Origin of the sequence: Acetobacterium carbinolicum, assembly GCF_047456275.1 — a bacterium.
Taxonomy (GTDB): domain Bacteria; phylum Bacillota; class Clostridia; order Eubacteriales; family Eubacteriaceae; genus Acetobacterium; species Acetobacterium carbinolicum.
In genome coordinates this window covers 615,664-640,776 of the sequence record NZ_CP173357.1, presented here as the reverse complement: position 1 = coordinate 640,776, position 25,113 = coordinate 615,664, and the positions used below count along the sequence as shown (strand labels likewise).

22 protein-coding genes and 5 tRNA genes are annotated in these 25,113 nt (G+C 44.2%); 3 read left to right on the top strand and 24 right to left on the bottom strand.

Annotated elements, in window-relative coordinates:
- Positions 1-5: 5 nt before the first annotated feature.
- Positions 6-1,304: a bifunctional folylpolyglutamate synthase/dihydrofolate synthase gene (locus ACIZ62_RS02915; protein ID WP_414151190.1), complete on the top strand. Its 1,299-nt coding sequence runs from the start codon at positions 6-8 to the stop codon at positions 1,302-1,304.
- Between the two features lie 69 nt (positions 1,305-1,373).
- Here the strand turns inward: ACIZ62_RS02915 and dusB are convergent, their stop codons facing one another.
- From dusB to purR, 24 genes are all read right to left on the bottom strand, one after another.
- Positions 1,374-2,375, bottom strand: a complete 1,002-nt coding sequence (gene dusB / locus ACIZ62_RS02910; RefSeq protein WP_414151189.1) for a tRNA dihydrouridine synthase DusB — start codon at positions 2,373-2,375, stop codon at positions 1,374-1,376.
- A gap of 5 nt (positions 2,376-2,380) precedes the next feature.
- Positions 2,381-3,151, bottom strand: a complete 771-nt coding sequence (locus ACIZ62_RS02905; protein ID WP_111888034.1) for a type III pantothenate kinase — start codon at positions 3,149-3,151, stop codon at positions 2,381-2,383.
- Between the two features lie 8 nt (positions 3,152-3,159).
- A complete protein-coding gene (locus ACIZ62_RS02900; RefSeq protein ID WP_414151188.1) occupies positions 3,160-3,555 on the bottom strand; it encodes a thioesterase family protein in 396 nt (131 codons plus the stop codon).
- Between the two features lie 95 nt (positions 3,556-3,650).
- On the bottom strand, positions 3,651-5,492 hold the full coding sequence (ftsH, locus tag ACIZ62_RS02895) for an ATP-dependent zinc metalloprotease FtsH (protein ID WP_111889726.1): 1,842 nt from the start codon (positions 5,490-5,492) through the stop codon (positions 3,651-3,653).
- Between the two features lie 65 nt (positions 5,493-5,557).
- Positions 5,558-6,094, bottom strand: a complete 537-nt coding sequence (gene hpt, locus ACIZ62_RS02890; protein ID WP_414151187.1) for a hypoxanthine phosphoribosyltransferase — start codon at positions 6,092-6,094, stop codon at positions 5,558-5,560.
- Positions 6,063-7,508: a tRNA lysidine(34) synthetase TilS gene (gene tilS, locus ACIZ62_RS02885; RefSeq protein WP_111888036.1), complete on the bottom strand. Its 1,446-nt coding sequence runs from the start codon at positions 7,506-7,508 to the stop codon at positions 6,063-6,065. The genes hpt and tilS overlap by 32 nt, the downstream gene beginning before the upstream one ends.
- A 50-nt stretch (positions 7,509-7,558) precedes the next feature.
- Positions 7,559-7,634: transfer RNA gene (locus tag ACIZ62_RS02880), tRNA-Val, on the bottom strand.
- A gap of 34 nt (positions 7,635-7,668) precedes the next feature.
- Positions 7,669-7,743, bottom strand: a tRNA-Glu gene (locus tag ACIZ62_RS02875).
- A 21-nt stretch (positions 7,744-7,764) separates the two neighbouring features.
- A tRNA-Met gene (locus ACIZ62_RS02870) sits at positions 7,765-7,841 on the bottom strand.
- A 21-nt stretch (positions 7,842-7,862) separates the two neighbouring features.
- Positions 7,863-7,939 (bottom strand) — tRNA-Met (locus ACIZ62_RS02865).
- 57 nt (positions 7,940-7,996) lie between these two features.
- A tRNA-Leu gene (locus ACIZ62_RS02860) sits at positions 7,997-8,084 on the bottom strand.
- A gap of 89 nt (positions 8,085-8,173) precedes the next feature.
- On the bottom strand, positions 8,174-9,172 hold the full coding sequence (locus tag ACIZ62_RS02855; RefSeq protein WP_414151186.1) for a Ppx/GppA family phosphatase: 999 nt from the start codon (positions 9,170-9,172) through the stop codon (positions 8,174-8,176).
- A complete protein-coding gene (locus tag ACIZ62_RS02850; RefSeq protein WP_162624489.1) occupies positions 9,150-9,482 on the bottom strand; it encodes a septum formation initiator family protein in 333 nt (110 codons plus the stop codon). The genes ACIZ62_RS02855 and ACIZ62_RS02850 overlap by 23 nt, the downstream gene beginning before the upstream one ends.
- A gap of 27 nt (positions 9,483-9,509) precedes the next feature.
- On the bottom strand, positions 9,510-9,749 hold the full coding sequence (locus ACIZ62_RS02845) for an RNA-binding S4 domain-containing protein (RefSeq protein WP_111888038.1): 240 nt from the start codon (positions 9,747-9,749) through the stop codon (positions 9,510-9,512).
- Between the two features lie 95 nt (positions 9,750-9,844).
- Positions 9,845-10,132: an HU family DNA-binding protein gene (locus ACIZ62_RS02840; protein ID WP_305781823.1), complete on the bottom strand. Its 288-nt coding sequence runs from the start codon at positions 10,130-10,132 to the stop codon at positions 9,845-9,847.
- A 90-nt stretch (positions 10,133-10,222) separates the two neighbouring features.
- The gene (mazG, locus tag ACIZ62_RS02835; protein ID WP_414151185.1) at positions 10,223-11,689 is read right to left on the bottom strand and encodes a nucleoside triphosphate pyrophosphohydrolase; all 1,467 of its coding nucleotides are present in this window, start codon (positions 11,687-11,689) and stop codon (positions 10,223-10,225) included.
- Positions 11,690-11,713: 24 nt separating this feature from the next.
- Positions 11,714-13,348, bottom strand: a complete 1,635-nt coding sequence (locus tag ACIZ62_RS02830; protein WP_111888041.1) for a polysaccharide biosynthesis protein — start codon at positions 13,346-13,348, stop codon at positions 11,714-11,716.
- A 154-nt stretch (positions 13,349-13,502) separates the two neighbouring features.
- Positions 13,503-14,990 (bottom strand): peptidyl-prolyl cis-trans isomerase, encoded by a 1,488-nt coding sequence (locus tag ACIZ62_RS02825; RefSeq protein WP_111888042.1) that lies wholly within the window; start codon positions 14,988-14,990, stop codon positions 13,503-13,505.
- Positions 14,991-15,068: 78 nt separating this feature from the next.
- A complete protein-coding gene (gene mfd / locus ACIZ62_RS02820; RefSeq protein WP_322519480.1) occupies positions 15,069-18,500 on the bottom strand; it encodes a transcription-repair coupling factor in 3,432 nt (1,143 codons plus the stop codon).
- Between the two features lie 92 nt (positions 18,501-18,592).
- Positions 18,593-19,213: an aminoacyl-tRNA hydrolase gene (gene pth, locus ACIZ62_RS02815; protein ID WP_111888043.1), complete on the bottom strand. Its 621-nt coding sequence runs from the start codon at positions 19,211-19,213 to the stop codon at positions 18,593-18,595.
- An 8-nt stretch (positions 19,214-19,221) separates the two neighbouring features.
- Complete coding sequence (locus tag ACIZ62_RS02810) at positions 19,222-20,181, bottom strand: ribose-phosphate diphosphokinase (RefSeq protein WP_414151184.1); 960 nt, start codon at positions 20,179-20,181, stop codon at positions 19,222-19,224.
- 55 nt (positions 20,182-20,236) lie between these two features.
- On the bottom strand, positions 20,237-21,595 hold the full coding sequence (gene glmU, locus ACIZ62_RS02805) for a bifunctional UDP-N-acetylglucosamine diphosphorylase/glucosamine-1-phosphate N-acetyltransferase GlmU (protein ID WP_414151183.1): 1,359 nt from the start codon (positions 21,593-21,595) through the stop codon (positions 20,237-20,239).
- Positions 21,596-21,668: 73 nt separating this feature from the next.
- On the bottom strand, positions 21,669-21,992 hold the full coding sequence (gene spoVG, locus ACIZ62_RS02800) for a septation regulator SpoVG (protein ID WP_111888046.1): 324 nt from the start codon (positions 21,990-21,992) through the stop codon (positions 21,669-21,671).
- A gap of 207 nt (positions 21,993-22,199) precedes the next feature.
- Positions 22,200-23,003, bottom strand: coding sequence for a pur operon repressor (gene purR / locus ACIZ62_RS02795; protein ID WP_111888047.1), 804 nt, complete (start codon positions 23,001-23,003; stop codon positions 22,200-22,202).
- Positions 23,004-23,264: 261 nt separating this feature from the next.
- On the opposite strand from purR, the gene murC reads away from it, so the two are divergent.
- Both murC and ACIZ62_RS02785 read left to right on the top strand, forming a co-directional pair.
- Positions 23,265-24,683, top strand: a complete 1,419-nt coding sequence (gene murC, locus ACIZ62_RS02790) for a UDP-N-acetylmuramate--L-alanine ligase (protein WP_111888048.1) — start codon at positions 23,265-23,267, stop codon at positions 24,681-24,683.
- 59 nt (positions 24,684-24,742) lie between these two features.
- Complete coding sequence (locus ACIZ62_RS02785) at positions 24,743-25,030, top strand: hypothetical protein (RefSeq protein WP_111888049.1); 288 nt, start codon at positions 24,743-24,745, stop codon at positions 25,028-25,030.
- Positions 25,031-25,113: the final 83 nt, after the last annotated feature.

Sequence of the window (25,113 nt, the reverse complement as noted above, 5' to 3'; positions counted from 1 at the left end):
TTAAAATGAACGTTACCGAAGCCATCAGCTACATTGAAGCAACCCATAAGTTTGGCACCCGATTAGGACTAGAAAGCATGCGTCTGTTACTGGGTGCCATGGACAACCCCCAGGATAAACTCAAGTTTATCCACATTGCCGGCACCAATGGAAAAGGGTCCACCGCCACCATGATCGCCACCATCTTAAAGACCGCCGGATACAAAACCGGTTTGTTTACCTCTCCCTTTCTGGAGGCTTTTAACGAACGGATACAGTTAAACAACGCGCCTATTGATGATGACAGTCTGGTCTCTGCCACCCTTTTTGTTAAACAGCGGATTGAAATCCTGCTCAAACAGGGCGAACCCCATCCCACTGAATTTGAAATGGTTACCGCCGTCGGGCTCCAGTATTTTTATCAACAACAGGTTGATGTTGTGGTTCTTGAAGTGGGTTTGGGCGGACGACTTGACGCTACCAATATCATCAACGATCCACTGGCGGTTGTGATCATGGGTGTCAGCTATGATCACACTGATTACCTGGGGAACACCCTAGCTGAAATCGCCTTTGAAAAAGCCGCGATTATCAAAGAGGGCTCCGATGTTATTGTTTACCCCCAGGACCCCGAAGCCTTAACGGTAATTCTTGATTTCGGTGCCGCCAAAAATGCCAAGATGGTTTTGGTTAATCCGGATGACATTTCCATTTTAAGCCATACCACCGACAATCAAACCCTTAAATACCGGGGTGATCATCTTTATCTAGATGGTTTTTGTTTAAAACTTCTGGGCGATCATCAAGCGCTTAACTGCCTGACTGCTCTGGAAGTTATGGCCCTGCTTAACCGTAAGGGATATACAATCAGTGCGTCTGATATTAAAAAAGCATTGGCCACCGTCGTCTTTCCCGGACGTTTTGAAATCTTTTTGAAAAATCCGGTGGTCCTTATTGACGGTGCACACAACAGCAATGGGATTCAAGCTTTTGTGAGCAATATCAACCAATATTTTGCCAACCGCACCATCAACTTGTTTTTTGGGATGTTAGAAGATAAGGACATTGAGGAATCTTTGTCTTATCTGGTGCCCATCGCCAGCACCATTCATACCCTGACTCCCAACAGTGACCGGGCCATGCCGGCGGAAAAAATGGCTGCACTGATTCACACGAACTACGGAAAAAGTGTCGATTTCTACGACACCATGGAAGCCGCTGTTAAAAGCATCGACCTAACCAGAAAAGACGAGGTTAATGTTTTTGTGGGCTCGCTTTATATGATTGGGGAAGCCCGAACCCTGATCCGGGAAAATTTGCTGTAAGCATAAAAATAAAGCCAATGATTAATCAATTGTCCGTCTTTAGACAGATAAGACTAATCATTGGCTTTTTTATTGCGCCAGGGCGCTGGTCAGCAGTCGGATCACCGCTTCTTTATCCGGTGCATGAAAGAGTTCATTCCGGATCACCGTGGCATGATGAAGACCTTTGGTATAGGCTGCCAGATGCTTGCGCATTTCCCGGAGCCCGGCGTCTTCATTTTTCAGCAGCGCCAGCAAATCGATATGCCGAATGGCAACTTGAACCCGTTCTTCCGGTGTCGGTTTTGCGAGGACTGTGCCGGTCTTTAAATAATGGTTGATTTCGCGAAAAATAAAGGGATTGCCAATAGCTGCCCGACCGACCATCAGACCATCGACCCCGGTTTCTTCCAAAGCCCTTTGCGCCGCTTCACCGCTATTGATATCGCCGTTTAAAATAATCGGAATCCCGGCATTTTTCTTGACCTCGGCAATCATTCCCCAGTCGGCCTGACCCGAATAATAAGCTTCCCGGGTGCGGCCATGGATGGTTAAGGCCGCCGCCCCTGCTTCCTCCACCCCGGCAGCGATAGCGCGGATGTTGATACTCTGATCATCCCAGCCGATTCTGGTTTTAACAATCAGCGGCTTTTCTGAAGCTTGTGCCAGTGCTCTGACGACCTTCAAAAACAGCGCCGGCGTTTTTAACAAGGCTGATCCTTCGCCGTTTTTAGTAATCTTGGGCGCCGGACAGCCGGCATTAAAATCTAAAAATGCGTAGTCGGTAATATTGATATCATCACGAACGACTTGGGCTAGAATTTCCGGGTCGGATCCGAACAATTGAATCCCTGCTGGCGCTTCTTTTTCACAAGTCAGCATTAAATCGGCCGTCTTATGATCTTTATAATATAAACCCTTGCCGCTGATCATTTCTGAAAAGACCACCCCTGCTCCAAATTCTTTAGCAATCAACCGATACGGCAGATTAGTATAGCCTGCCATCGGTCCTAAAAAAAGAGGGGTTTCAATTGAAACATCCCCAATTTTAAGTCGTTTATTTTTTTGTGTTTTTATTTCTTCCCTGTTCATCCTGTTTACCGATAATTTTTGTCATGAATAATCTTAAGCCCTTTAAGTGACAGTTGGGGATCATAGACGTTAATGGATTTTGTCTCCTGATAAAAAAGCCGGCCATAACCACCGGTTGCCACCACCTTCATATCCTTAACACCGGTTTCTTTTTTGATCTGTTCGATGATATACTCCACCTGACCGATATAACCATAGACCAAACCCGCCTGCATGCTGGTGACCGTATCTCGGGCCAGTATTGATGGGGGCTTCTTAATCTCGATATTGGGCAGCTTGGCGGCATTCTTCCAGAGCGCATCAACGGCAATCTGAATCCCGGGCGTCGTTACTGCGGCCGCAAAAGCACCTTCCTTAGTGACGTAATCAAAGGTGGTTGCGGTACCAAAATCGGTCACAATCACCGGCCCACCATAAATGCTATAGGCGGCCACAGCATCCACAATTCGATCTGCACCCACTTCTGATGGATCTGAGGTATTAATGGGCATCCCGGTTTTGATTCCCGGCCCCACTACCATCGGTTCCAGACCAATATATTTCTTGATGCCATTGGTCAGTGAATACATAATGTTTGGCACCACTGACGCAATGATCACACTGCTGACTTGATCCACCGATATCTCTGAGTTTCTGAAAAAAGATTTAATTAATACCCCATATTCATCTGAGGTACGCGGTGTTTTGGTAACAAAACGCCAGGAGTATGGAAGTTCATCCCCGACCATCACCGCCAACTCTGTATTTGTATTTCCGACATCAATCCCTAAAATCATGTTTCCTCCTAAAGACTCCGCTTTTTTAAAACCTTCTCGTTGAATCGGGCTTTATCGACAATAAATCGGTGGTGAATGGCTTCGCCAATTTTTTCGACTGTATCCCAGGCGTCAATATCAAAAGTCAAGGCTCGTTTTTCAATCGATACCAGCGTCGCTTTGATATGGATTTCCATTCCCACCGGTGAGGCCCCTAGATGTTTTAGCTCAATACAGGTTCCCACCGTGGTATTCGTTTCAGACTGGGTTGCTTCCACCCCTTCATAGGCAACATTTTCCATCCAGGTCACCAGCCGGGGCGTAGCCAGCACGGCTTCGCCACCGCTGCCCATAGCCAGAGCGGTATCTTCTTTATTGACAAAAAATTTCTTTTCATAACTGGTTCCAACTTTCAGTTCTTCCATTTCATCCTCCTCGTCCTGTTTCTTTTATTTTAACCGATCGAATCAATTAATATCTTAAAAAAAGCCGTTATAAAAACGGCTTTTATTTATTCTAATTATTCAATTTCAGCTTCGATCTCAACTTCAACCATTTTTTCTTCTTCTGGCTGTCCTTCTTCATGATGTTCTTCAAACAAGGCTTTGAATTCTTCACCGGTTACGGTTTTATCTCTTAGTAAACGGGTAGCAATTTCTTCCAGCTTTTCCTGATGGGTTTCGAGAATGGAACAGGCCCGATCAAAAGCATTTTCCACAATGGTGCGAATTTCCTTATCAATAACAGCTGCCACTTCTTCACTGTAGTTACGCGATCTTCCCAGATCCCGACCCAAAAACACTTCGCCACTCTCCGGATGCCCGAAGGTCATGGGTCCGAGATGTTCGCTCATGCCCCATTCGGTTACCATGCTTCTGGCAATGTGAGTGGCGCGTTCAATGTCATTACTGGCGCCTGTACAAATATCGTCGAGGGCAATTTTTTCAGCCGCCCGTCCGCCCAGCAGACCACAGATGTTCTCAAGCAATTTGCTTTTACTCATATGCTGACGATCATCATCCGGCAGCGACAAGGTGTACCCTGCAGCCATTCCCCGAGGAATAATCGAAATCTCATGAACCGAGTCACAATTGGGCAGCAGGTGCATAACAATCGCATGTCCGGCTTCGTGATAAGCGGTGATATGCAAATCATCCTCGTTAATAACCTTGCTTTTCTTTTCAGGACCGGCAATGACCCGTTTAATCGCTTCTTCCAGTTCAATCATGGTGATCGATTTACCATTATGTCTGGCTGTCAAAAGTGCTGCTTCATTCATCAGGTTTTCCAGATCAGCTCCGGTAAAGCCCGGTGTTCCTTTGGCAATGGTGCCCAGATCGACTGTAGCATCCAGTGGTTTATCTTTTTTATGAACATTGAGAATTTCTTCCCGGCCTTTTACATCGGGTATACCAACCGTAACTTGTCGGTCAAATCGTCCCGGTCGCAGTAAAGCCGGATCCAGGATATCCGGACGGTTGGTCGCGGCAATAATAATAATGCCTTCATTGACGCCAAAGCCATCCATTTCAACCAGCAATTGATTCAGGGTTTGTTCCCGTTCATCATGTCCACCGCCGAGGCCGGCACCACGATGACGACCGACTGCATCAATTTCATCAATAAAAATAATACAGGGGGCGTTTTTCTTGGCATTTTCGAAAAGGTCGCGCACACGAGAAGCGCCGACCCCGACAAACATCTCGACAAAGTCTGAACCACTGATGGTAAAAAAGGGTACCGCCGCTTCCCCAGCCACTGCTCTGGCTAACAGGGTTTTCCCGGTTCCCGGAGGGCCTACTAAAAGAATCCCTTTGGGAATACGGGCCCCCAGTTTTCGGTAACGATCCGGCGCCTTTAGGAAGTCAACAACCTCTTCAAGTTCTTCTTTTTCCTCATCCGCACCAGCAACGTTTTTAAACGTCACCTTGGTTTCTCCCTCAACGTGAAGTTTTGCCCGACTTTTTCCAAAGGACATCACTTTACCGCCACCGCCGCCAGCCTGTTGGCTGAAGACCAGGAAAAATACCACCATCAATACAATCAGTACGACCGACGGAATTAATGAAATCCACCAGGAATCCTGCTGTTTGGTAATTGCAACCTCCAAACCATTTTCATAAATATATGGCGTAACCTGTTCATCAATTACATATTGAGGGACTACCGCCTCAAACGCTTCTCCATTTCGTAACTGGCCTTTGACCGTTGAGTTGTTTATTTCAATCTCAGCGACTTGATTGTTTTTCAGTTCGGTGAGCAACTCGCTATAAACGATGGTTTTAACCTCTTCCTTCATGGGGTTTAAAAAGGTTACCGCAACAATAATGATTAGTAGGATTACTAAATAAAATCCAATCATTTTAAGGTATTTATTCAAAAGACATCACTCCTCTCAAGTTTGTATTCTTTTTTTTACTGTTATTTTTATTCATATATTTCTCGTTTTAAAATCCCGATAAAAGGAAGGTTTCGGTACTTTTGATCATAATCCAGGCCATACCCAACGACGAACTCATTGGGAATTTCAAAGCCGATATAATCAGCAATAACGCGCTGTTCTCGACGTTCTGGCTTATCCAGCAGCGAACAGACCTTGACCTCTTCTGCCCCCAGACTTTCAAAGCGGTTCAATAAATAGTTCAGGGTGTTTCCGGTATCAACGATATCTTCAACCAGCAAAATACTCCGCCCGTTGACATCCATCGATAAATCAGTTTCCAGTTCTACGACTCCAGAACTGCGCGCTTCAGCACCATAACTGGATGCTTTTAAAAAATCAATCTCCACGGGAATCGGGATTTTTCTGATCAGATCAGCCATAAAAACCGACGACCCTTTTAGAATACCTATTAAAATCGGATATTTTCCGCGGTAGTCTTTCGTTATCTTTTCGCCAAGTTCTGAGACACGTTTCTCCAATGCCTTTTCATCAATCAAAATTTCCTGAATATCGGCTATCACACTTTTCTCCTAACATAAGGTATGTTACCCTAATTATATTTTTTGTATCATCATCGGCCAAAAATCGCTGATTGATAGCATGACCTAAAATCCACACCACCTCGTGATCGATCACCAGCAACGGAATTTCATTTCTTCGGTCTCGGTCAATTTTTTTATCAATGTAATACTTTTTAATGGTTTTCTTCCCAGTCATACCCGAAGGATAAAAATAATCGCCAGATCGCCGGCTGCGTAAAACCAATATGTCCTTTATTTTATCATAATCAAAATATTTTTCACTATGATTTTTGATTTCTTTCGAAAAAATACACCTTTTTTTTCGAAATTCATCCTGGCTAACAAACTTTGTCTCCACAATCAGGTGTTCTTTCGAAAAAAGATAGGTTTTATTGGGAATAATCCGCTTAGGTGATATGAAAAAACCTTCGCTTTTTTGTTTTTCTGTCACCAACACCCGGTCATAACGGCGGATTATTTGGATCTCATGAGGGAAGTGGATTTCCCATATAGTTTTGTCGCTTTTTAGTAAACTATAAAAAGCAGTGATATGATTGTACTCAATTTCCTTTAAACTACCCTTAAATTTAAAAATCGACCGCCGCAGGATTTCTTTCTGAACCACCGGTTCTTCATTTAACCAACGCTCACGGTTAAGTAACACCTGGTTTTCTTTCTTGGTCAGAATATGATCTTCAATCTGATCCACATATTTCTCAAAAAACGCCTCATATTCATTGGCAATTTTGCAAAATTCATTAAAATGAACTTCAGCCCTGGGATTAATCTCTAAAATCATCGGCATAATATCCAGGCGAATTTTATTGCGGGTATAATCTCTTTGCAAGTTAGTGGCATCGGTACGAAATGCCAGTTTGTTGATTTCACAATAATTCAGAATTTCCTTTTTTTGCAGACAGAGAAAGGGACGAATATATAAATTATCGCGGCTGGCCTTAATGCCGGACACACCCTTAACACCGGTACCCCGGATCAGACGCATCAGCATCGTTTCGGCCTGATCGTTGATATGATGGCCCATGGCAATCCGATTATATCCATGTGTCGCGGCAATGGCCATAAAAAAAGCGTAACGCTCTTTACGACCCGCCTCTTCAACAGAAATCTGCTCGTCCTGAGAAATTACTCCAATATTACGCTGGCGTGAAAAAAAAGGGATCTTTCGATCCTGACAGAATTTCTTTACAAAAGCTTCATCCTCATCGGCGTCGGGTCCCCGGAGTCCATGGTGAAGATGGGCGACACCAATAAAGATATGAAACCAATTGGCAAATTTATCCAAAAAATACAATAAAGCCAGCGAATCTGCTCCCCCGGATACGCCGATGAGAACATGATCGCCAGCCTCTAAAATTCCCTGTTCTTCAATATACTGAATTACTTTTTTCTCCATGGTTTCACCACTTCAATAAATTCTCTTGCTAACTTTTTAAGTAAAAAAAATGGTGGTCGCAACAGGGCTCGAACCTGTGACCCCCTGCTTGTAAGGCAGGTGCTCTCCCAGCTGAGCTATGCGACCACAAAAAACTGGTTTATGATTGATACAAATTAAGTGGTGACCCCTAGGGGACTTGAACCCCTGTTACCGCCGTGAAAGGGCGGTGTCTTAACCGCTTGACCAAGGGGCCATAGATAAGTACAAATTTTTATGGTAGCGGCGAACGGAGTCGAACCGCTGACACTACGGGTATGAACCGTATGCTCTAGCCAACTGAGCTACGCCGCCATGAAAAAGAATTTTTAAATTTGGTTGCGGGAGCAGGATTTGAACCTACGACCTCCGGGTTATGAGCCCGACGAGCTACCAAGCTGCTCCATCCCGCGATGTAATTAATTGAGCAAGTAAAAGTGGCGATTTTAAAATGCAATCATTTTAAAAAGTGGTGCCGAGGACCGGAATCGAACCGGTACGGTCGAAAGGACCGCAGGATTTTAAGTCCTGTGCGTCTGCCAGTTCCGCCACCCCGGCACTTTTTCGTCCGTCCCCTTGCTCAAGGGACAAGTGTTATTATACGCCCATTCAAACCTAATGTCAAGCTTTTTTAAAAAAGAATGTTTTTATTTATTTTCCATAATAAAACGGCGATAGGCTGCGCCTTCGAGGTTGTCATAATCACAGACGGTAAAAATAGTTTCACCGGTAATTTTAAAAATATTTAACAGTAAAAAGGCCCCGGCCAGAATTATGTCGGCCCGTTTCGCTTCCAGACCTACCATATTTTGCCGTTCTTTGATGGTTTTACCAGCCAAACGCTCAATCAGGCGTTCCAGCTCGTCTTTGGTAATGGTGCTCTCATGAACCATCTCGCTGCAGTAGGTCTTTAATTCCTGCTTGATCGTCGAAAGACTGGTCGCGGTTCCGCCAATGCCAATAAGTTTATAAGGCTTGGTTGGCAAAAAATCTTTTGTTCTTTTTTCAAACTCAGCATAAATTCGCTCATTCATCCGTTCCAGTTCCTGGAACGTTGGCGGATCAGAGAAAAGATATTCTTCGGTACAGCGGACACACCCCAGATTAATGCTCATCATTCTTTTTATTTCATTGTCTTCCCCATAGATCAATTCGGTACTGCCACCGCCAATGTCAAAGATCAGAATTTTTTCTTCAAAGCACTGTGACACCCCGACAAAACCAAGTTCTGCTTCCGCTTCTCCCGAAATAACCTCAATGTTAAAGCCCAACTTTTCTTTAACCGCATCAAGATAAGCAACAGTATTTTCAGCATCCCGCATGGCGCTGGTGCCAAACAAATAAAATTCTTCGACGTCATAATCAGCGGCAATGTTTTTATACTCTTCCAGCGCTTCTAAGTTTCTTTTTTCCGCATCGGGATGAAGCCGCCCGGTTTGATTGACACCCTGGCCCATCCTGGTATAACGAACGGATTTATTAACGCGAACCAATTTCCCATGGTCATTTCGAAAGATTAGCATCCGGGTCGAATTGGTCCCAATATCAATCACGGCCAGATGCCGTTTTTTTTCTTTTGTTACCATCTGATCAAGTTCTGCATCATCTAAAGTACTTTCACATTTATTGTTCAACTGTTTTTCCATCACTTTCTGCAGCATTTTCCTGGCTTTCCAAAATCACTATGGTTTCATCTGGATAATACAAACCAAGATATTTACGCGCAAAATTTTCCACATAATTCTTGCTGCCCATTTGTTTAACCTGTTCATCTAATTGATTGCTTCTAATTTTTTCGTTTTCAATTTCTTGAGCAATGTTAATCTTCTGCTGATCCAGTTCGTAGATTTTTATGGCATTGGCCAGATAGATGTAGGCGGTAAATACGATCGCCACAATGATTGCCAAGGCAATAATCATTCGACGTCTGATCAAACTTTTCGTTTTTTCATTCATTTTTTTCTTCATTTCCGGTGGAGCAATTTATAATTCCCGATACATCTCTCCTGCTTTATCTTTAGGAGCATGTTCCAGGCATTCAAGAACCTCCACCTTTTGTTCTCCATCACCATAACGGATGGTAATAATGTCCCCAGGCTTCACCTGATCACCGGCTTTAGCGAGCTTGTCATTAATGGAAATACGACCCCCATCACAGGCGTCTTTTCCCACTGTTCGACGTTTGATAATTCTGGCATTTTTTAAAAATTTATCAATTCTCATAGTTTCCTCATTAATTTTAAATCAAAAAGCTTAAAACAAAACCCTAAATAAAACAAAAAGCCAGAGCATTGCCCCGGCTTCTGTTGTAACTTTTCTTACTTATTTACTTCATCCTTAAAGCCTTTGCCTGCTTTAAAGCCAGGGGCTTTAGAGGCCGCTATTTCGATGGGCTCTTTTGTTCGTGGGTTAAGACCTGTACGTGCTGCACGTTCTCTAACCTCAAAGGTTCCAAAACCTACCAATGATACCTTGTCTCCATTTTTCAAGGCATCTACCACAGTGTCTAAAAAAGCACCTAATGCTTTTTCTGAATCTTTTTTTGATAAATCCGATTTTTCTGCCATTTGGGCAATTAATTCTGATTTGTTCATTTTTTCCTCCATCTGATAGTTTCCAGTATTCTATTTTAATATTATACGCGTGTTCGCCTGCAAATTACAAGTTTTTTTTGCTTTTTTCCGTTTTTTCCGCTGTTAAAGCCCTTTCGACCGGTTCCAGGCCTCATCTAACTGCTCAAAAGTATAGTTACTTAAGGATTTTTTCTCTTGACTGGCAACTTTCTCCATTTTTTCAAACCGACCGATGAATTTTTCTGTCGCCTTCCTTAACACCATTTCCGGCTGAAGGTTGAGTAGTCGGGACACATTGACCACTGAAAAAAGCAGGTCGCCCAACTCTTCTGCAATCTTTTGGGCATCATTTTCTTCAAGTGCCGCTCTTAATTCCAGGCTTTCCTCGTCGATTTTTTTAAGGGCCGCAACGGGTTCCTTCCAGTCAAAGCCAACTTTAGCAGCCTTTTTTTGAACTTTATAAGCTTCCATTAACGCCGGCAGTGCTTTGGGTATTTTTTTCATTTCCGCTGCCAGTCCAAGGCTTTCACCCGTCTCACCCTTTTCTTGCCGTTTGATCGCGTCCCAGTTGGTTTCAATCTGATCCGGATTAAAGCTGCTGGCCTTATCACTAAAAACATGGGGATGACGGCGGATCATTTTTTGATTGATCCCGCTAATCACCTGGTTGATATTAAAGCGGCCAGCCTCACTGGCTATTTCAGCGTGAAAGATAATCTGAAATAAGACATCCCCCAATTCTTCAGCCAGGTTATCCCAATCCTGATTATCGATGGCTTCTAAAACCTCATAACTCTCTTCCAGCAGATAACTTCTCAGGCTTTCATGGGTCTGACTCTGATCCCAGGAACAGCCACCTTCGCCCTTTAGCGTCTTCATCATCTCAATGGTGCCCAAAAACCCCTGATAAGCTTTGTTTTCGGCGGGAATATACAGACTGGTCAGGTGATTGATGGCAGCTACCCGATCCAGCTCATAGAGACAGATATCGATTATTTTTTCCTGGCCGGGAATCCCGGCATTGATCAGCAGGACTACCCTTTTTTCGGGATCATAAATCTCCATTAATTGCAGCTTAAGCTCTGAAGCCATGTGCTGGTTATAGACCTGAGTCACCAAGGTCCCAATCCGGGGATCTGGCGGATTCTTGACGCAATCAAAGGCGTCGATAAGTTTTAGCCCCTCAATGGGATCCTTTTCCAGACTGTTCAGGGCCACATCAACAAAGCTGACACCGGGATAAATCCGATAGTCGATGCCTTCTTCTTTGGCCGCAACGATTAGTTTTTCAACCGTTTTTTCGCCAAAAAGTGGGTTTCCAGGAACGGCATAAACCAACCTTTCGGTTTTTTTTGCCGTATCGATCAGCGTCTTTACAATTTTATCATAAACCCCTAAAAAGGAGCCTTCCTGCTCATAATAGCAGTCAAAACTCTGATAACTGATGGCTTCTTTGTCAATAAAATCCATTACTGGATGAATCGCCGTGCGAAAAAAATTGGGACTGGCGTCTTTTAATAATTGTAGTGTTTCTAATGTAATCTGGCCCGGACTGCCCGGGCCCAAACCAACAATATCTATTTGGTGCATGCTTTTATTTCCTTTCTGAATCGATTACGGGTGCCTGATCCGATGTTTTTTGCGGCCCGGAACCAGTCGCTCTAGCCGGCGAAAAAAACGTAATAAGGTTCGGCTTCCCGGCAGTACTTTTATTTCATCTTCCGTTATCCCCTTGATTAAGATCAGCACAAAAGAGTAAACGAAGATACCGATGAATACTGCAATCATAAGGCCCATAAATCCCCCCAACAAAGAAGCGATCCCCTTGTAGGTAAAGAATACCGCAATCCCCATCACGATAGCCGCCACCAGCGGTTTCAGGGCCGTGTGGATAAAATCAACCTTAATGTGGGTGTAACGCTTAACCGACGCGTAATTGGCCGCAGTCAGATAAATAAAGGTAATCACACTACTAATGACAATCCCCTGAATATTGAAAAGAGGAATCGACAGAAATATCCAACCGGTGATAAAGCGGATAATAATCGCTACACCCAGATTAATAAGCGGGATGCGAAACCGGTCGATTGATTGGAGGATACTCTGAAAGGTGTTGGATAGCATCATAAAAATCGTCGCATAGGCAAAGGTGCATAAAATAAATCCGCCATAAGGCGATCCTGGAAAGAGCAGATCAAAGATGCCATAGGATAACACCGACAAGCCAATACAGGAAGGAAACGCCACCAGCAAAATAACCCGTATTGCCAGTAAGATCTTTTGATTCATGGCTTTCCGGTCATGCATCGCAAAGGACTCGGAAATCGCCGGGATCATCGCCACCGCCAGATTACCACTGATGAGCAAAGGCAGATTAATGAGTTGCTCGGCATTGGTAAAGTCGCCAAACATCATCGTGGCGGTTATTTCATCAATACCAGCCACTCCCAGCCGCGACACGTAAATAAACGAGTCTACAGTGGAAAACATCGCTACTAAAGCCGATGTCAAGGTAACCGGAATTGAGATAATGACCAGTCGTTTCAGCAGTGCCCGGTTGGAACGCTGCCGTTTTCGGGTTCTCGTTTTTAGCAGCCGTTTATTTTGGGTCACGAAGCTACGGTAGAGATAGGCCAGTAAAATAGCCGCCACCAGACCGCCGATCGTGGCACCAAAAACCGCCCCACCAACCCCCAGACCAATACCAAACTGACCGACAAAAACCCAACATAGAAAAACGCCCAGAAAAACCCGGACAAACTGTTCCAGAATCTGTGAAACCGCTGTCGGGGTCATGATCTGAAAACCCTGAAAAAAGCCCCGAAAGGCTGCTACAAAGGAAATAAACAAGGGTGCCAGAGCAATGGCCACCAGCGCCGGATAGCTTTCTGCCGTCCAGCTGGCTGTTTCAATAATCCATTCGGCGCCAAAAAATAAAAACAGACTGGACAAGGTTCCCAATATCCCCAAGATTAAAATTGATAGTTTGAAGACCCGATGGGCAGTTGCATATTCATTTTTAGCGATACTCTCGGACACCATTTTTGAGATCGCCACCGGAAAGCCGACCGTGGAAACCATCAGCAATAAATTGTAGATGCTGGTGACATTCCCATAGATCCCATTCCCATAACTGCCCACCATCTGGTATAGGGGAATCTTAAAAAAGAGGCCCAACAACCGCGATAAAATCCCGGCTGCGACCAGAATACTGGCACCTTTTAAGTAATTTGATGATCGCTTTGTCATAGATAAACCTCTTTTGTATGTTGTTGCAAATGACTAATGCTTCTTTGCAGATTGTTTTTTATTATATCTCATCAATTATCCATATACAACCAAAAAGCACTGAAACTCAGTGCTTTTTGTCTTATCTTTAAATTGTATTTAGATTAACTTGCCGTTAGATTTTATTTTGGTAAACTTTAACGTTCAATTCGGTTTTCAGCTCTTCCAGATAAGCGGCTGCCGGAGTAATGATGTCGTTAATTTTAATTTTTTGTTTATTTACCAGTTTTACTTTAAGCTTGTCAAACTCTTCGGTAACTTTTTCACTTTTTAACGTTGTCGTAATTTCTTCTTTTTTATCGTCTAGACTTGGTGTTTCACCGGCTTTTTTATCATAAAGATAGATCACGTGGTAACCATAGTCGGTTTTGACCGGTTCGCTGACGGTGTTCACATCCATCCCAAAAGCGGCATCTGAAAATTCAGTTACCATCGTGGATTTGGTGAAAGCACCGAGGTCGGCTGCTTCTTTAATACCATCGGTATCCTGATATTTTGTCATAATTGCATCAAATTCTTCCACTGTTTTGGCATTTTTGGCTTCGGCATAAACCTGATCGGCCAAGGCCTGCTCCGTCGCTAAAATATGTTTGGCTGAAACGGTGCTGGTATCATAGGACGCTTTATTTTCATCGTAATATTTTTTGATCTCGCCATCAGTAACCTTAACCGCTGTTTCTAAATCGCTCTGAACCGCTTTGGAAATCGCCGATGCGGTGGCATCCTGTTTCATAAACGCTTTAAACTGGGCAATGGTTAAGAACTTGGTGTCTAAAAACTGTTGCAAAGCCTCGTCTCCTGGTAACAGATAATTGACAAATGCTTCCTGGGTAGTAACATAACTGTCGATGTTTGTCTGATCGGCTGTCAATTTCTTTTCTTCTGCATACTGAGCCAGGGCTTTTTGTTCTGCAATGGTATTAAAGATGGTTTCATTGGTCGTTTTCATGGTTTTATCATCGGTAGCCAATGCCTTTTGGGTCTGGTAATAGGTCAATAACTCCTCATTGGCCAGACGATAATTATAAACATCTTTTTTTACCTCATCTCCACCAACGGTTCCTACAACCGTATCTAATTCTTTGCCGGGATCAGCTTTTAAGGTATTATTATAGTTCGTTTCCATGGTGTTGGCATAGCTGTAATTCAGCAGAAATTTATTTAAAAATGCCTCAAATGATGCCGAATCAGTATTATATGTTTCTAAAATTGATGCGTATTTTTCTTCGCCCAAGGTTGTTTTTAATGATTCCAACATGCTGGTGGCATTGTCTGAAATACCGGTTTCATCGACCGTAACCCCATCTTTTTTCGCTTTGGCGGTGAGGGTTTCAACCCGAACCAGATCATCCAGAATGTCCTTTTTCAGCTCGGTGAGCTCCGTTTCGGTGGGAAAGGTCATGCCGCTGGCATCAAAATACATTTTATAATAGGCCATGTAATTATTAAAATTTTCTTTTAACAAAGGGGTTCCATCAATGACTGCGATTTCCACCTTCTTATCCTGTTCCGGATTTACCTTAACCAAACTGCAACCTCCGGCGAAAAGACTGACACAAATCACACCTGTCAGCATCAGTGCCATCATACGAGATTTCTTCATTTTTATTGTTCTCCTCTTCTTTATTATTATACAAATTAAAACCTTGCCTAGTTTAACATACCACAACTGGACTTTACCTTAATTCTTTGGTGAAACCAACTGTGATAGAAATTCGCCTAAAGCTTTAAGATAGACTTGATCCTGTTCATGTTTTAAAACGATCCGCCAACGAATCTGATCCTCTTTTCCAGCATTGAACTTAATATTGTAGGTGTTAAACAGCGTCTGCATCCGTTCCGGAGCGGGAATGGGAATTTCCTTTGACTTGTCAAAGGTGAATAAAACACTGTTGCCGCGTTCTCTTATTTCAGTCATGCCCAGGGATCTGCCCAAGTGCTTAATCATCGCCAGAGCCATCAGATTATAAACCCCATCGGGAATTTCTCCAAAACGATCTAACAGCTCATCCTCCAGCTCGTCGTAATCCGCCCGCGACTTCACATAGGAGAGCTTTTTGTAGATATCGTATTTGAGTTCTTCATCGGCAATATAATTTTCGGGAATATAACTGCTGACATTGAGGTTAATTAACAGCTCGCTGGCCGAGAAATCCAATTCTTTGCCCAGCCGCTCATGGATCGCCTGATCCAGAATCCGGCAATACAGTTCATAACCGATGGTGGCCAAATTGCCAGACTGAGCCGCTCCCAGAATATTTCCGGCACCCCTGATTTCCAGATCCCGCAGAGCAATTTTAAAGCCCGAACCAAAGGCTGTAAAATCTTTGATGGCTTTTAAACGCTTTTGCGAAATTTCCGAGAGCACCTTGGGCCGATGGGTCACATAAGTATAACCCTGGACATCGGATCGTCCCACCCGGCCGCGGAGCTGATACAATTGCGACAGACCCATATAGTCGCCATTATCGATGATCAGGGTGTTGGCATTTTTAATATCCAGTCCGGATTCAATGATGGTGGTGGTCACCAGCACATCATACTCCCGTTCTAAAAAATCGACCATGATGTCTTCCAGTTCCTGACCGGTCATCCGGCCATGGGCCACCACAATCCGGGCTTCGGGAACCAGCTTCTGGATTTTGCGGGCAACTTCAAAAATATCATGGATCCGGTTGTGAACAAAATAGACCTGTCCCTGTCTGGCCAGTTCCCGCAAAATGGCATCTTTGACGATGGCTTCATTGTACTCCATCACGTAAGTCAGTACCGGCCGACGACCGGCCGGCGGCTCGTCGATAACACTCATATCCCGAACCCCGATCATTGACATATGCAGGGTTCGAGGAATCGGGGTGGCACTAAGGGTTAAGACATCGACATTTTCTTTGAGCTGTTTGATCCGTTCCTTATGCCCCACTCCAAACCGTTGTTCCTCATCCACCACCAGCAGCCCCAGATCCTTGAACTTAACATCTTTTGATAACAGCCGATGGGTGCCAATAATCAGATCCACCTGGCCGGCGGCCAGTTCTTTTAAGGTTTTATCCTGGTCGGTTTTTGACCGGAACCGACTAAGCAGACCAATGCTAACCGGGTATTTTTTAAACCGGTCCAGGGCGGTCTGATAATGCTGTTGAGCTAAAATGGTGGTCGGTACCAGAAAAGCCACCTGTTTGCCCTCCATCACCGCTTTAAAGACGGCGCGTAGAGCGACCTCGGTTTTGCCGTACCCGACATCACCACAGAGCAGCCGATCCATCGGTCGGGTTGATTCCATATCTTCTTTGATCTCGTCCACAGCCTGAAGCTGGTCATTCGTTTCCTCATAGGGAAAAGAGTCCTCAAACTCCTGCTGCCAGCTTGAATCGAGACCAAAGGCATAGCCTTTTAAATTTTGCCGTTTAGCATAAAGGGCGATCAGTTCATCGGCCATTTCTTCAACGGCGGCTTTGACCCGGGATTTGGATTTACTCCATTCATTGGTACCCAACTGGTTAATTTTGGGCTTTTTCTCCCCGGTTCCCACGTAAACCTGGATGGCATCCATCTGGTCCACCGGACAATAGAACTTGGCATCGTTGGCATATTCGATGACCAGCAAATCTTTAATGGTCTCATCAATTTTTAATTGTTCAATGCCCCGATAGACCCCGATACCGTGAGTATCATGGACCACAAAGTCGCCCTGGTTCAATTGGGTAAAGGAATCGATCTTTCGTCCTTTTTGGCGCCGGCGTTTTTTCCCCCGGGTGGATTCTTTAATAATTTCACTTTGATTGATGCAAATGAGCTTTTCACCAGTCAATTCAAAGCCGCCGCTGATTTCGCCGGTGACCAGTTGAACACCTGGTTGCGCCGCATTGGTAAAGCGGTGAATATCCGCATCGGTTAAAATACTCTTGAGCTTTTCGTACCCCGCTTCATCCCGGGCCCGCACATGGATGGTGGCATCATTTTTTAGCTGTTTTTGAACAAATTCAATAAATAGAGGGATCTGGCCTAAAAACGAATCGTTTTCCTTGACCCCCAAATCCAGCGTGAGCCCTTTTTTGCCGCGCGATGAAAAAAGATGGAGTCTTATCTGGGTTTGCGCTTCCAGGGCCTTTTCAATTTTTGAAAAGGAATAGAATTTGTTTTTTTCTTCGGGAAACATGAGCCATTCATCTGCCAGGGTCTGAAAATCACTGTGTAGTTTATTGACAAAAACGGCCTGGGATTCTTTGATTCGAGGCGGTTCATCCCAAATAATCAAAGCATCTCCCAGATAATCGAGTAGCATTCCCTCAGACTTGATAAAGGAAAACAGGATCTCATCATGGCCCCCGGGATCTTCGCTAATCCGTTCGATCAACGTCTGATAACCCGGGACACTGCCATAATTTTTGACCATTTGTTTGATTGCTTTAGCCCGTTCGGCTTCATCTAAAACAATTTCCCGACCAGGCAGAATACTAACCTGCTCGATCGAATCGGTTGATAACTGGGTTTGGGGATCAAAGGTACGCAGGGATTCGATGGTATCGCCAAAGAATTCAATCCGATAGGCTTCCTCACCAGTAGTTAAAAAAACATCGATGATTCCGCCCCGGTGGGCAAATTGACCCCTGGCTTCCACCTGCGAAACGGGTTCATACCCCAGATAGAAAAGGCGTTCAGTCAGAACGATGGGATCCCAACTGTCCTCCACGGCCAGGGAAAAGCCAAGGCCTTGAAATTTTTCTCTGGGCATTTGTTTCTTTAACAGGGCTTCTGCCCCCATCACTACCACAAAACGCTGATTTGATAATAGTTTTTCAAACACAACCAACCGTTGATGATTGATTTCCTGGCTGTGTACATCAGCAAAATAGTCATGAATCGGCTCGGCCGGGAAATAAAGCACTTGCTTTCCTAGAATTTTCGCCAGATTTTCGGCCGTTTTCTGGGCCTGATAATCGGTTGCTGTGACAAAAAGCATCCGCCTTCGCTGTTGCCTTAAGATCAGTCCGGTAAGTACTTCTTTAAAGCTGTTATTGACATTGGCGAGATTGATTATTTCTCCCGGGGCCAGGTTGTTCATTATCGTTTGGATCGATTCGGCCTTCAAAAGGTTTTGATAAAGTAATTCCATGATTTCTTCTTTCATATTCAAACACGGATAGCCCGGGTTTCAAACCCGGGCCCCCTGTTTTCATTCTTTTTTCACGTATTAATCGCTGTCTTTTATTCTTGTTTCTCCTGAATTTCTTCAGTCTTTTTTTCTGCGGTTTTTTCTATCTTTTTGCGCACATTGATCCGGTTCATCGCTAAATCAATGCCATCCTTGACAAAAATATCCACCCCTTTTGCGGCTTCCATTATGGCATTCTCAATGGCCGGAAATTCACTTTTGGGAAAACGTCCCAGAACATAGTGTACCAATTCTGAACCTGGCCGGGGTCGACCAATGCCGATCCGAATTCGTGAAAATTCGGGATTCCCCAAATGCGAAATAATCGAGCGCATGCCGTTATGAGTCCCGGCGCTGCCGTGCTGCCGAATCCGCACGTCACCCGTGGCGAGGTCGATATCATCATAGATCACCAATAGGTTCTCGAGGGGGATATCATAAAAATTCATCAGCCCGGCCACACACTGACCACTATTGTTCATATAGGTGGTCGGCTTGGCCAGCATAATCTTCTGCCCCGCTTCACGATAAACACCGGTTACTCCGCTCTGTTCTTTTTTGGTGATCGTGATACCCTTTTTATCACTAAGATAATCAAGAGTTTCAAAACCGATATTATGTCGGGTTCCCTGGTATTCTTTACCAATGTTCCCCAATCCCACAATCAGATGCATCGGCTATCCTATACGTATCTTCCCACAAAAAGCTTGCTCAGTGATCGACCAAAATGGACATAATCAATGGCCCGTCCGAAAAGAGTTCCAGTGGAAAGAATTTTTATTTTTTCAATCTGTTTTTCTTTGGGAATACACAGGGTATTGAGTGTGACCAATTCCTCAATCGCAGAATCCTGAATTCGCTGGATGGCCGGCCCGGAAAATACCCCATGACTACAGGCGGCATAGACCGAATTGGCACCAAGATCAAGAAGAGCGTTGGCCCCGGAGGTAATGGTTCCGGCGGTATCAATCATATCATCGATCATGATACAGTTTTTCCCTTTAACATCGCCGATAACATTCATCACCGCGGTTTCATTGGGACGGGGACGTTCCTTATCAATAATGGCAAAGGGACAGTTTAAGTTTCTGGCCAGTTTTCTGGATCGCTTGACGCTACCCACATCCGGAGAAACCACGACCATATTTTCCATTTTTTTCTCTTTGTAATATTCAGTGATCAGGGCACCGCCTGATAAGTGATCCAGAGGAATATCAAAGAAGCCCTGAATCTGGTTGGAGTGAAGATCCATTGTGATGACCCGGTCAGCACCGGCTGTGGTTAATAAATTGGCCACCAGTTTTGCTGTGATGGGGTCCCGGGATTTCGCCTTACGATCCTGTCTGGCATAACCATAATAAGGGATTACGGCATTAATTCGCCCTGCTGAAGCCCGTTTCATGGAATCGATGAGAATCAGTAATTCCATTAAATTTTCATTCACCGGAGTTCCGGTGGACTGGATTACAAAAACATCTGCACCACGAACCGATTCAAAAACGTTGACGCCGATTTCCCCGTCACTAAAGGAGACCACCTCAGCGTTACATAGCTGAACTTCTAAATATTCGGCAATTTCCTGTGCCAATGCCATATTTGAGTTCCCAGCAATAATCTTAATTCCACTATACTTTCCATCCATGCGTTTTATACCTCTTCTTAATCTTCTCTATTTTCTATTTTTTTGTTAACCTGTATTACTTTTTTAAGTAGCCGACCTTATTGACCTGTCTGGCTCTGGCAATCGCCAAACTGTCTTCCGGGACGTCGTCCGTGATGGTCGAGCCGGCGGCAATATAAGCCCCTTCCTTAACGGTTACCGGAGCAATCAGGTTGGTGTTACACCCGACAAAGGCATTCTTTTCTACAATCGTCCGGTATTTATTTTTGCCATCATAATTCACAAAAACGGTGCCGCAACCCAGGTTGACATTTTCGCCGACGTCGCCATCGCCGATATAGGTCAAATGGGAAGCCTTTGCGCCGTCGCCCATGGTGGAGTTCTTCACTTCGACAAAATCACCAACCTTGCAATGCTTGCCAATCTGACTGCCCGGACGAATATAAGCGTAGGGTCCGACGTTGGTGTAATCATCGACACGACTCTCTAATATTGTGGAACTCTGGATAGAAACCTTATTCCCAATTTTTGCGTCAACTAACCGGCAATTTGCTCCGATGACACAATCTTTGCCAATTTCGGTTTCGCCTTCCAAAATAACGCCGGGATAGAGGACGGTATCCTGACCAACGATTGCTCTGGCTCCCACATAGGTCGTGGCCGGATCGATGATCGTCACGCCGGCATCCATCAGTCTGTGGTTAATCCGTTTTCGCATCACCGCTTCTGCCTCTGCCAACTGCACCCGAGAATTGATCGCCTGAATGTCTTCCGGATCCGGGGTCACAAAGGTGCCGGCTGTTTTTCCCATTTTCCGCAAAATTTCAATGACATCGGTGAGATAATACTCACCCTGGACATTATCTGTTTTTAATTGCGCCAGTGCCAGGACAAGGGCCTGAGCGTCGAAGCAATACATCCCGGAATTGATTTCTTTGATCTGTTTTTCGACCAGATTGGCATCCTTCTCTTCGACAATCTTAAGCAGTTCGCTACTTCTATTTTTAATCATCCGGCCATAGCCGGTGGGCTCATCAAACTCTGCCGTTAAGACCGTTACCGCATAACCTCCGGACTCATGAGCCCGAACCAGGCCGGTCAGGGTCTCTGCCTGGATCAGTGGGGCATCCCCGACCAACACAACCAGATTTCCCTTAAGCGCTTCAAAAAAGGGGAGTGCCTGTAAAACGGCATGACCGGTGCCAAGTTGCTCTTTCTGGAAATAGGTAGTGATCTGTGGCGGCAGGCTTTCTTTGACCAACTCAGCCTGAAAGCCGACAATCACTGCAATCTCCGAAATGCCCGACGTCTTACTGACTTCTATCACGTAATCCAGAATATTCTCCCCACATACCTGATGGAGTACCTTGGGCTTTTGGGACCGCATCCGGGTTCCTTCGCCGGCTGCCAATATGATGGTTTTTGAATCGTTCATTTTCATCTCCACTACTAATCATTAACAACAAAAAAAGGGAAGCACTTCCCCCTTTTTTAAACGTTTTAAATTTTTATTCTTCTTCGTAATCTACTTCTAGTTCAACTGTTGCTTCTTCTTCATTGGTTACTTGGTTATCCTCTTCTATGGCCTTCTCGTAAGCTCGCAGGACGCTCTCCTGCATTTCACGACGGGTACCCATGTTAATGGGATGTGCAATATCTTTGAATTCACCGTCCGGCGTTTTTCGACTGGGCATTGCAATAAAAAATCCGCTTTGGCCTTCAATTACCTTAATATCATGAACAACAAATTGATCATCGAAAGTAACTGAGACAATTGCTCTCATTTTTCCCTCTGGATACGTTTTCCGTACTCTTACGTCCGTTATTTCCATCTCGTAAGCCTCCCCTTTGAAATAAAGTCACATGTCTAATTCTAGATATATACTAACACAAATTCAACTATATTAAAACAAAAACCTTAATTTTTTTCGATTCTTATTATTTTCAAAAAGGGTTTGAAAAAACAAAAAAATTCTTTTATCTAAGCTTCTGTTTTAGTGTTAACGGTGGGTTCTGAGGGGGTTTTTAGCTTTTCGCTTTCAGTCTTCTAAATGGAGCGAAACCTGCAATCCGGCTTCCAGATTTTCGTCATCCATCCAGATTAGCGGGGTGAAATGTTCGACCAATTTTTCGGCCGGGGAACGAGTCACGAAAATAACACAGATTCCCTTGACTTCGGCGCCCACCTCCTCCATCAGGTTGGTCATTCCTTTGGCGGTTCCGCCACCCTTCATAAAATCATCAATGATCAGTACTTTTTTGTCTTTAAGGTCGATACGTCGACTTAAATACATGGTATTAATCTTATTGGATGACCCCGAGATATAATTTACACTGGTGGTTGCCCCTTCGGTGACCCGATTGGATCGCCTTATCAGGCCCATTGGTACATTTAAATAATGCGCTGTTTCCATCGCTGCAGGAATGCCCTTGGTTTCGGTGGTAACCACATATTCAATCCCCATTTCGCCATATTTTGAAGCAATAATCCGGCCTATATTTTTAGAATAGCGGGGATTCGAGAGGATGTCACTGTAATAGACAAAGCCACCCTGAATTTTTCGGGCCGGGGATTGGAGCAAGTCGGCAATTTCTTTGAGGATCAGTAACTCATCTTCTCTGGTAACCCGGGGATGATAGACCATCCCCCCGGATGCCCCGGAAAAAGTTTCGACATAACCGGTACCGGTTAATTCGATGGCATTTTTTACAATCGCCACATCTTCACAGACACTCGATTTACCCGCTTCCAGTAAATCGGTAAAATAATTGAAACTGAAAACCTGGTTGGGATGGTCTGACAATATTTTTGTGATGACGCTGATTCTTTCATTCTTTTTCATTTTACACCTATGATGGATTTTTTAAATCCGAACATTTTTCTCAATAGTTATAATATTATTCATATTTTATTAAAAGTGCAAGTTTTTTTTAATCTTTACTCCATAGAAACACCTGTGTTATAATTCGGATCAAAGTGTTTTTCCCAATTTTGACCAATAATTTGGTTATTTCATAGCTATTCTTAACTTGGCAACCAACACTTTTCGTTGAATCATTAAGAAATAATTAAGATTTTATTACCGTTAAAGGAGCTGATTAATTTGAAAGCACAACTCGAAAACAAATTTAACCGACCGATTAATAAATTATTCTTCATTGGAATTGGTGGCAGTAGCATGAGTGGCCTGGCTACGATGTCGTTATCCCAGGGGTTTTCCATTGAAGGTTCTGATATGGTTGCTTCATCCTACACCGAAAAATTGGAGTGCCTGGGCGTCAAAATCCATATCGGGCATGACTATAAAAACATTCCTGCTGACACCGATTGTGTTGTTTATTCTGCCGCCATTCATGACGATAACCCGGATATGGTGAAAGCCACAGATCTGGATCTTCCTAAAATCGAACGTTCCAGTTTCCTGGGTCTCTTTTCCCACATCTTTGATAAAACCATCGCCGTTTCCGGAACTCATGGTAAAACGACAACCTCCTCCATGGTTGCCTGCCTGCTCCAGGATGCCGATCTGCGACCCAGCCTGAGTATTGGTGGCAAGCTTGATGAGTTCGGCGGCAATGCCGTGATTGACGGCAAAGCGTTCTTTGTCGTGGAAGCCTGTGAATATGTCGACAGTTTTCTGACAACTTCCCACTCGATTGGCATCATTACCAATATCGAAGAGGATCATCTGGACTATTTTAAAGGCGGATTAAAGCAGATCAAAGAATCGTTTACTAATTTTGGTAAAATCCTGCCGGCCGATGGACTGATGATTGCCTACGGCGACTCCCAGGATGTTCTCGATGTCGTCACCGACTTAGCCTGCCCGGTAGTCACCTACGGGTTGAACAAAAAAAATGACTGGTATCCCGAAAACATTACCTATGACAATGTTGGTAAGCCCAGCTTTGATGTCTATAAGAAGGGTGAATTCTATGGCCATTATCAACTTATCATCCCTGGTCAGCATAATGTTCTGAACGCCCTTTCAGCTATTATCTGCGGTGACTTCCTTGACATCCCAGTCGCAATATCGATCGCTTCGATGGCAAAATTCAGCGGTGCTAAACGTCGTTTCGAGTTCCGGGGCGAAGTCAACGGCATCAACGTTTATGAAGACTATGCGCATCATCCCACCGAGTTAAAGGTGGTTGTGGACGCCTGTCTCAATTATGAACACCATAAACTCTGGGTTGTTTTTCAACCCCATACCTATTCCCGAACCTTCTTTTTCTTTGATGATTTCGTGGACGCTTTTGCCAAAGCCGACTATGTTATTCTCAACGATATTTATTCCGACCGGGAAGACAATGACTGGGATGTTTATTCCGAGGATCTGCAAAAAGCCATTGAAGCAAAATACAGTATCCCAACGGTCACTATTTCGACCTTTGAGGATATTGTTAACCATCTGACCGCTAACTTATGCCCGAATGATCTGGTTCTTGTGGCTGGTTCCCAAACGATCAACCACGTCGCTTTTGATCTGGTTGATAAGTTAAAAGCGATTCATAAATCTTGACATTTTTTCCCAACAAGCGTATTCTAAAGAGAGAAATAATTTTACTTTAGGAGGCTTACATGGAACAGTATAATAATAAGGCGACTGCTTCCCTTGTATTGGGAATCGTATCCTTGGTTAGTATCTGGTTTAGTTATTTTACCATTATTGGTATTATCTGTGCGATTATCGGTTTAATCTTTGCCATCCAGATCCGCAAAGCCGGCGAATTGGAAGGGTTTACCCCAAACGGCATGGCGACTGCCGGTTTGATCCTTAATATCATTGGCCTCGCCCTCTGTGCACTTGTACTGATCGCCTGTGTGGCCTGTGTCGGACTATTGGGCACCGCAGCGATGTTTGGCTGATTCAAGCAAAAAAATAGACGACTGCCATCGTCTATTTTTTTTACCTGAGAATCAAATTTAATTATTTTTATCCCACCCTTCCC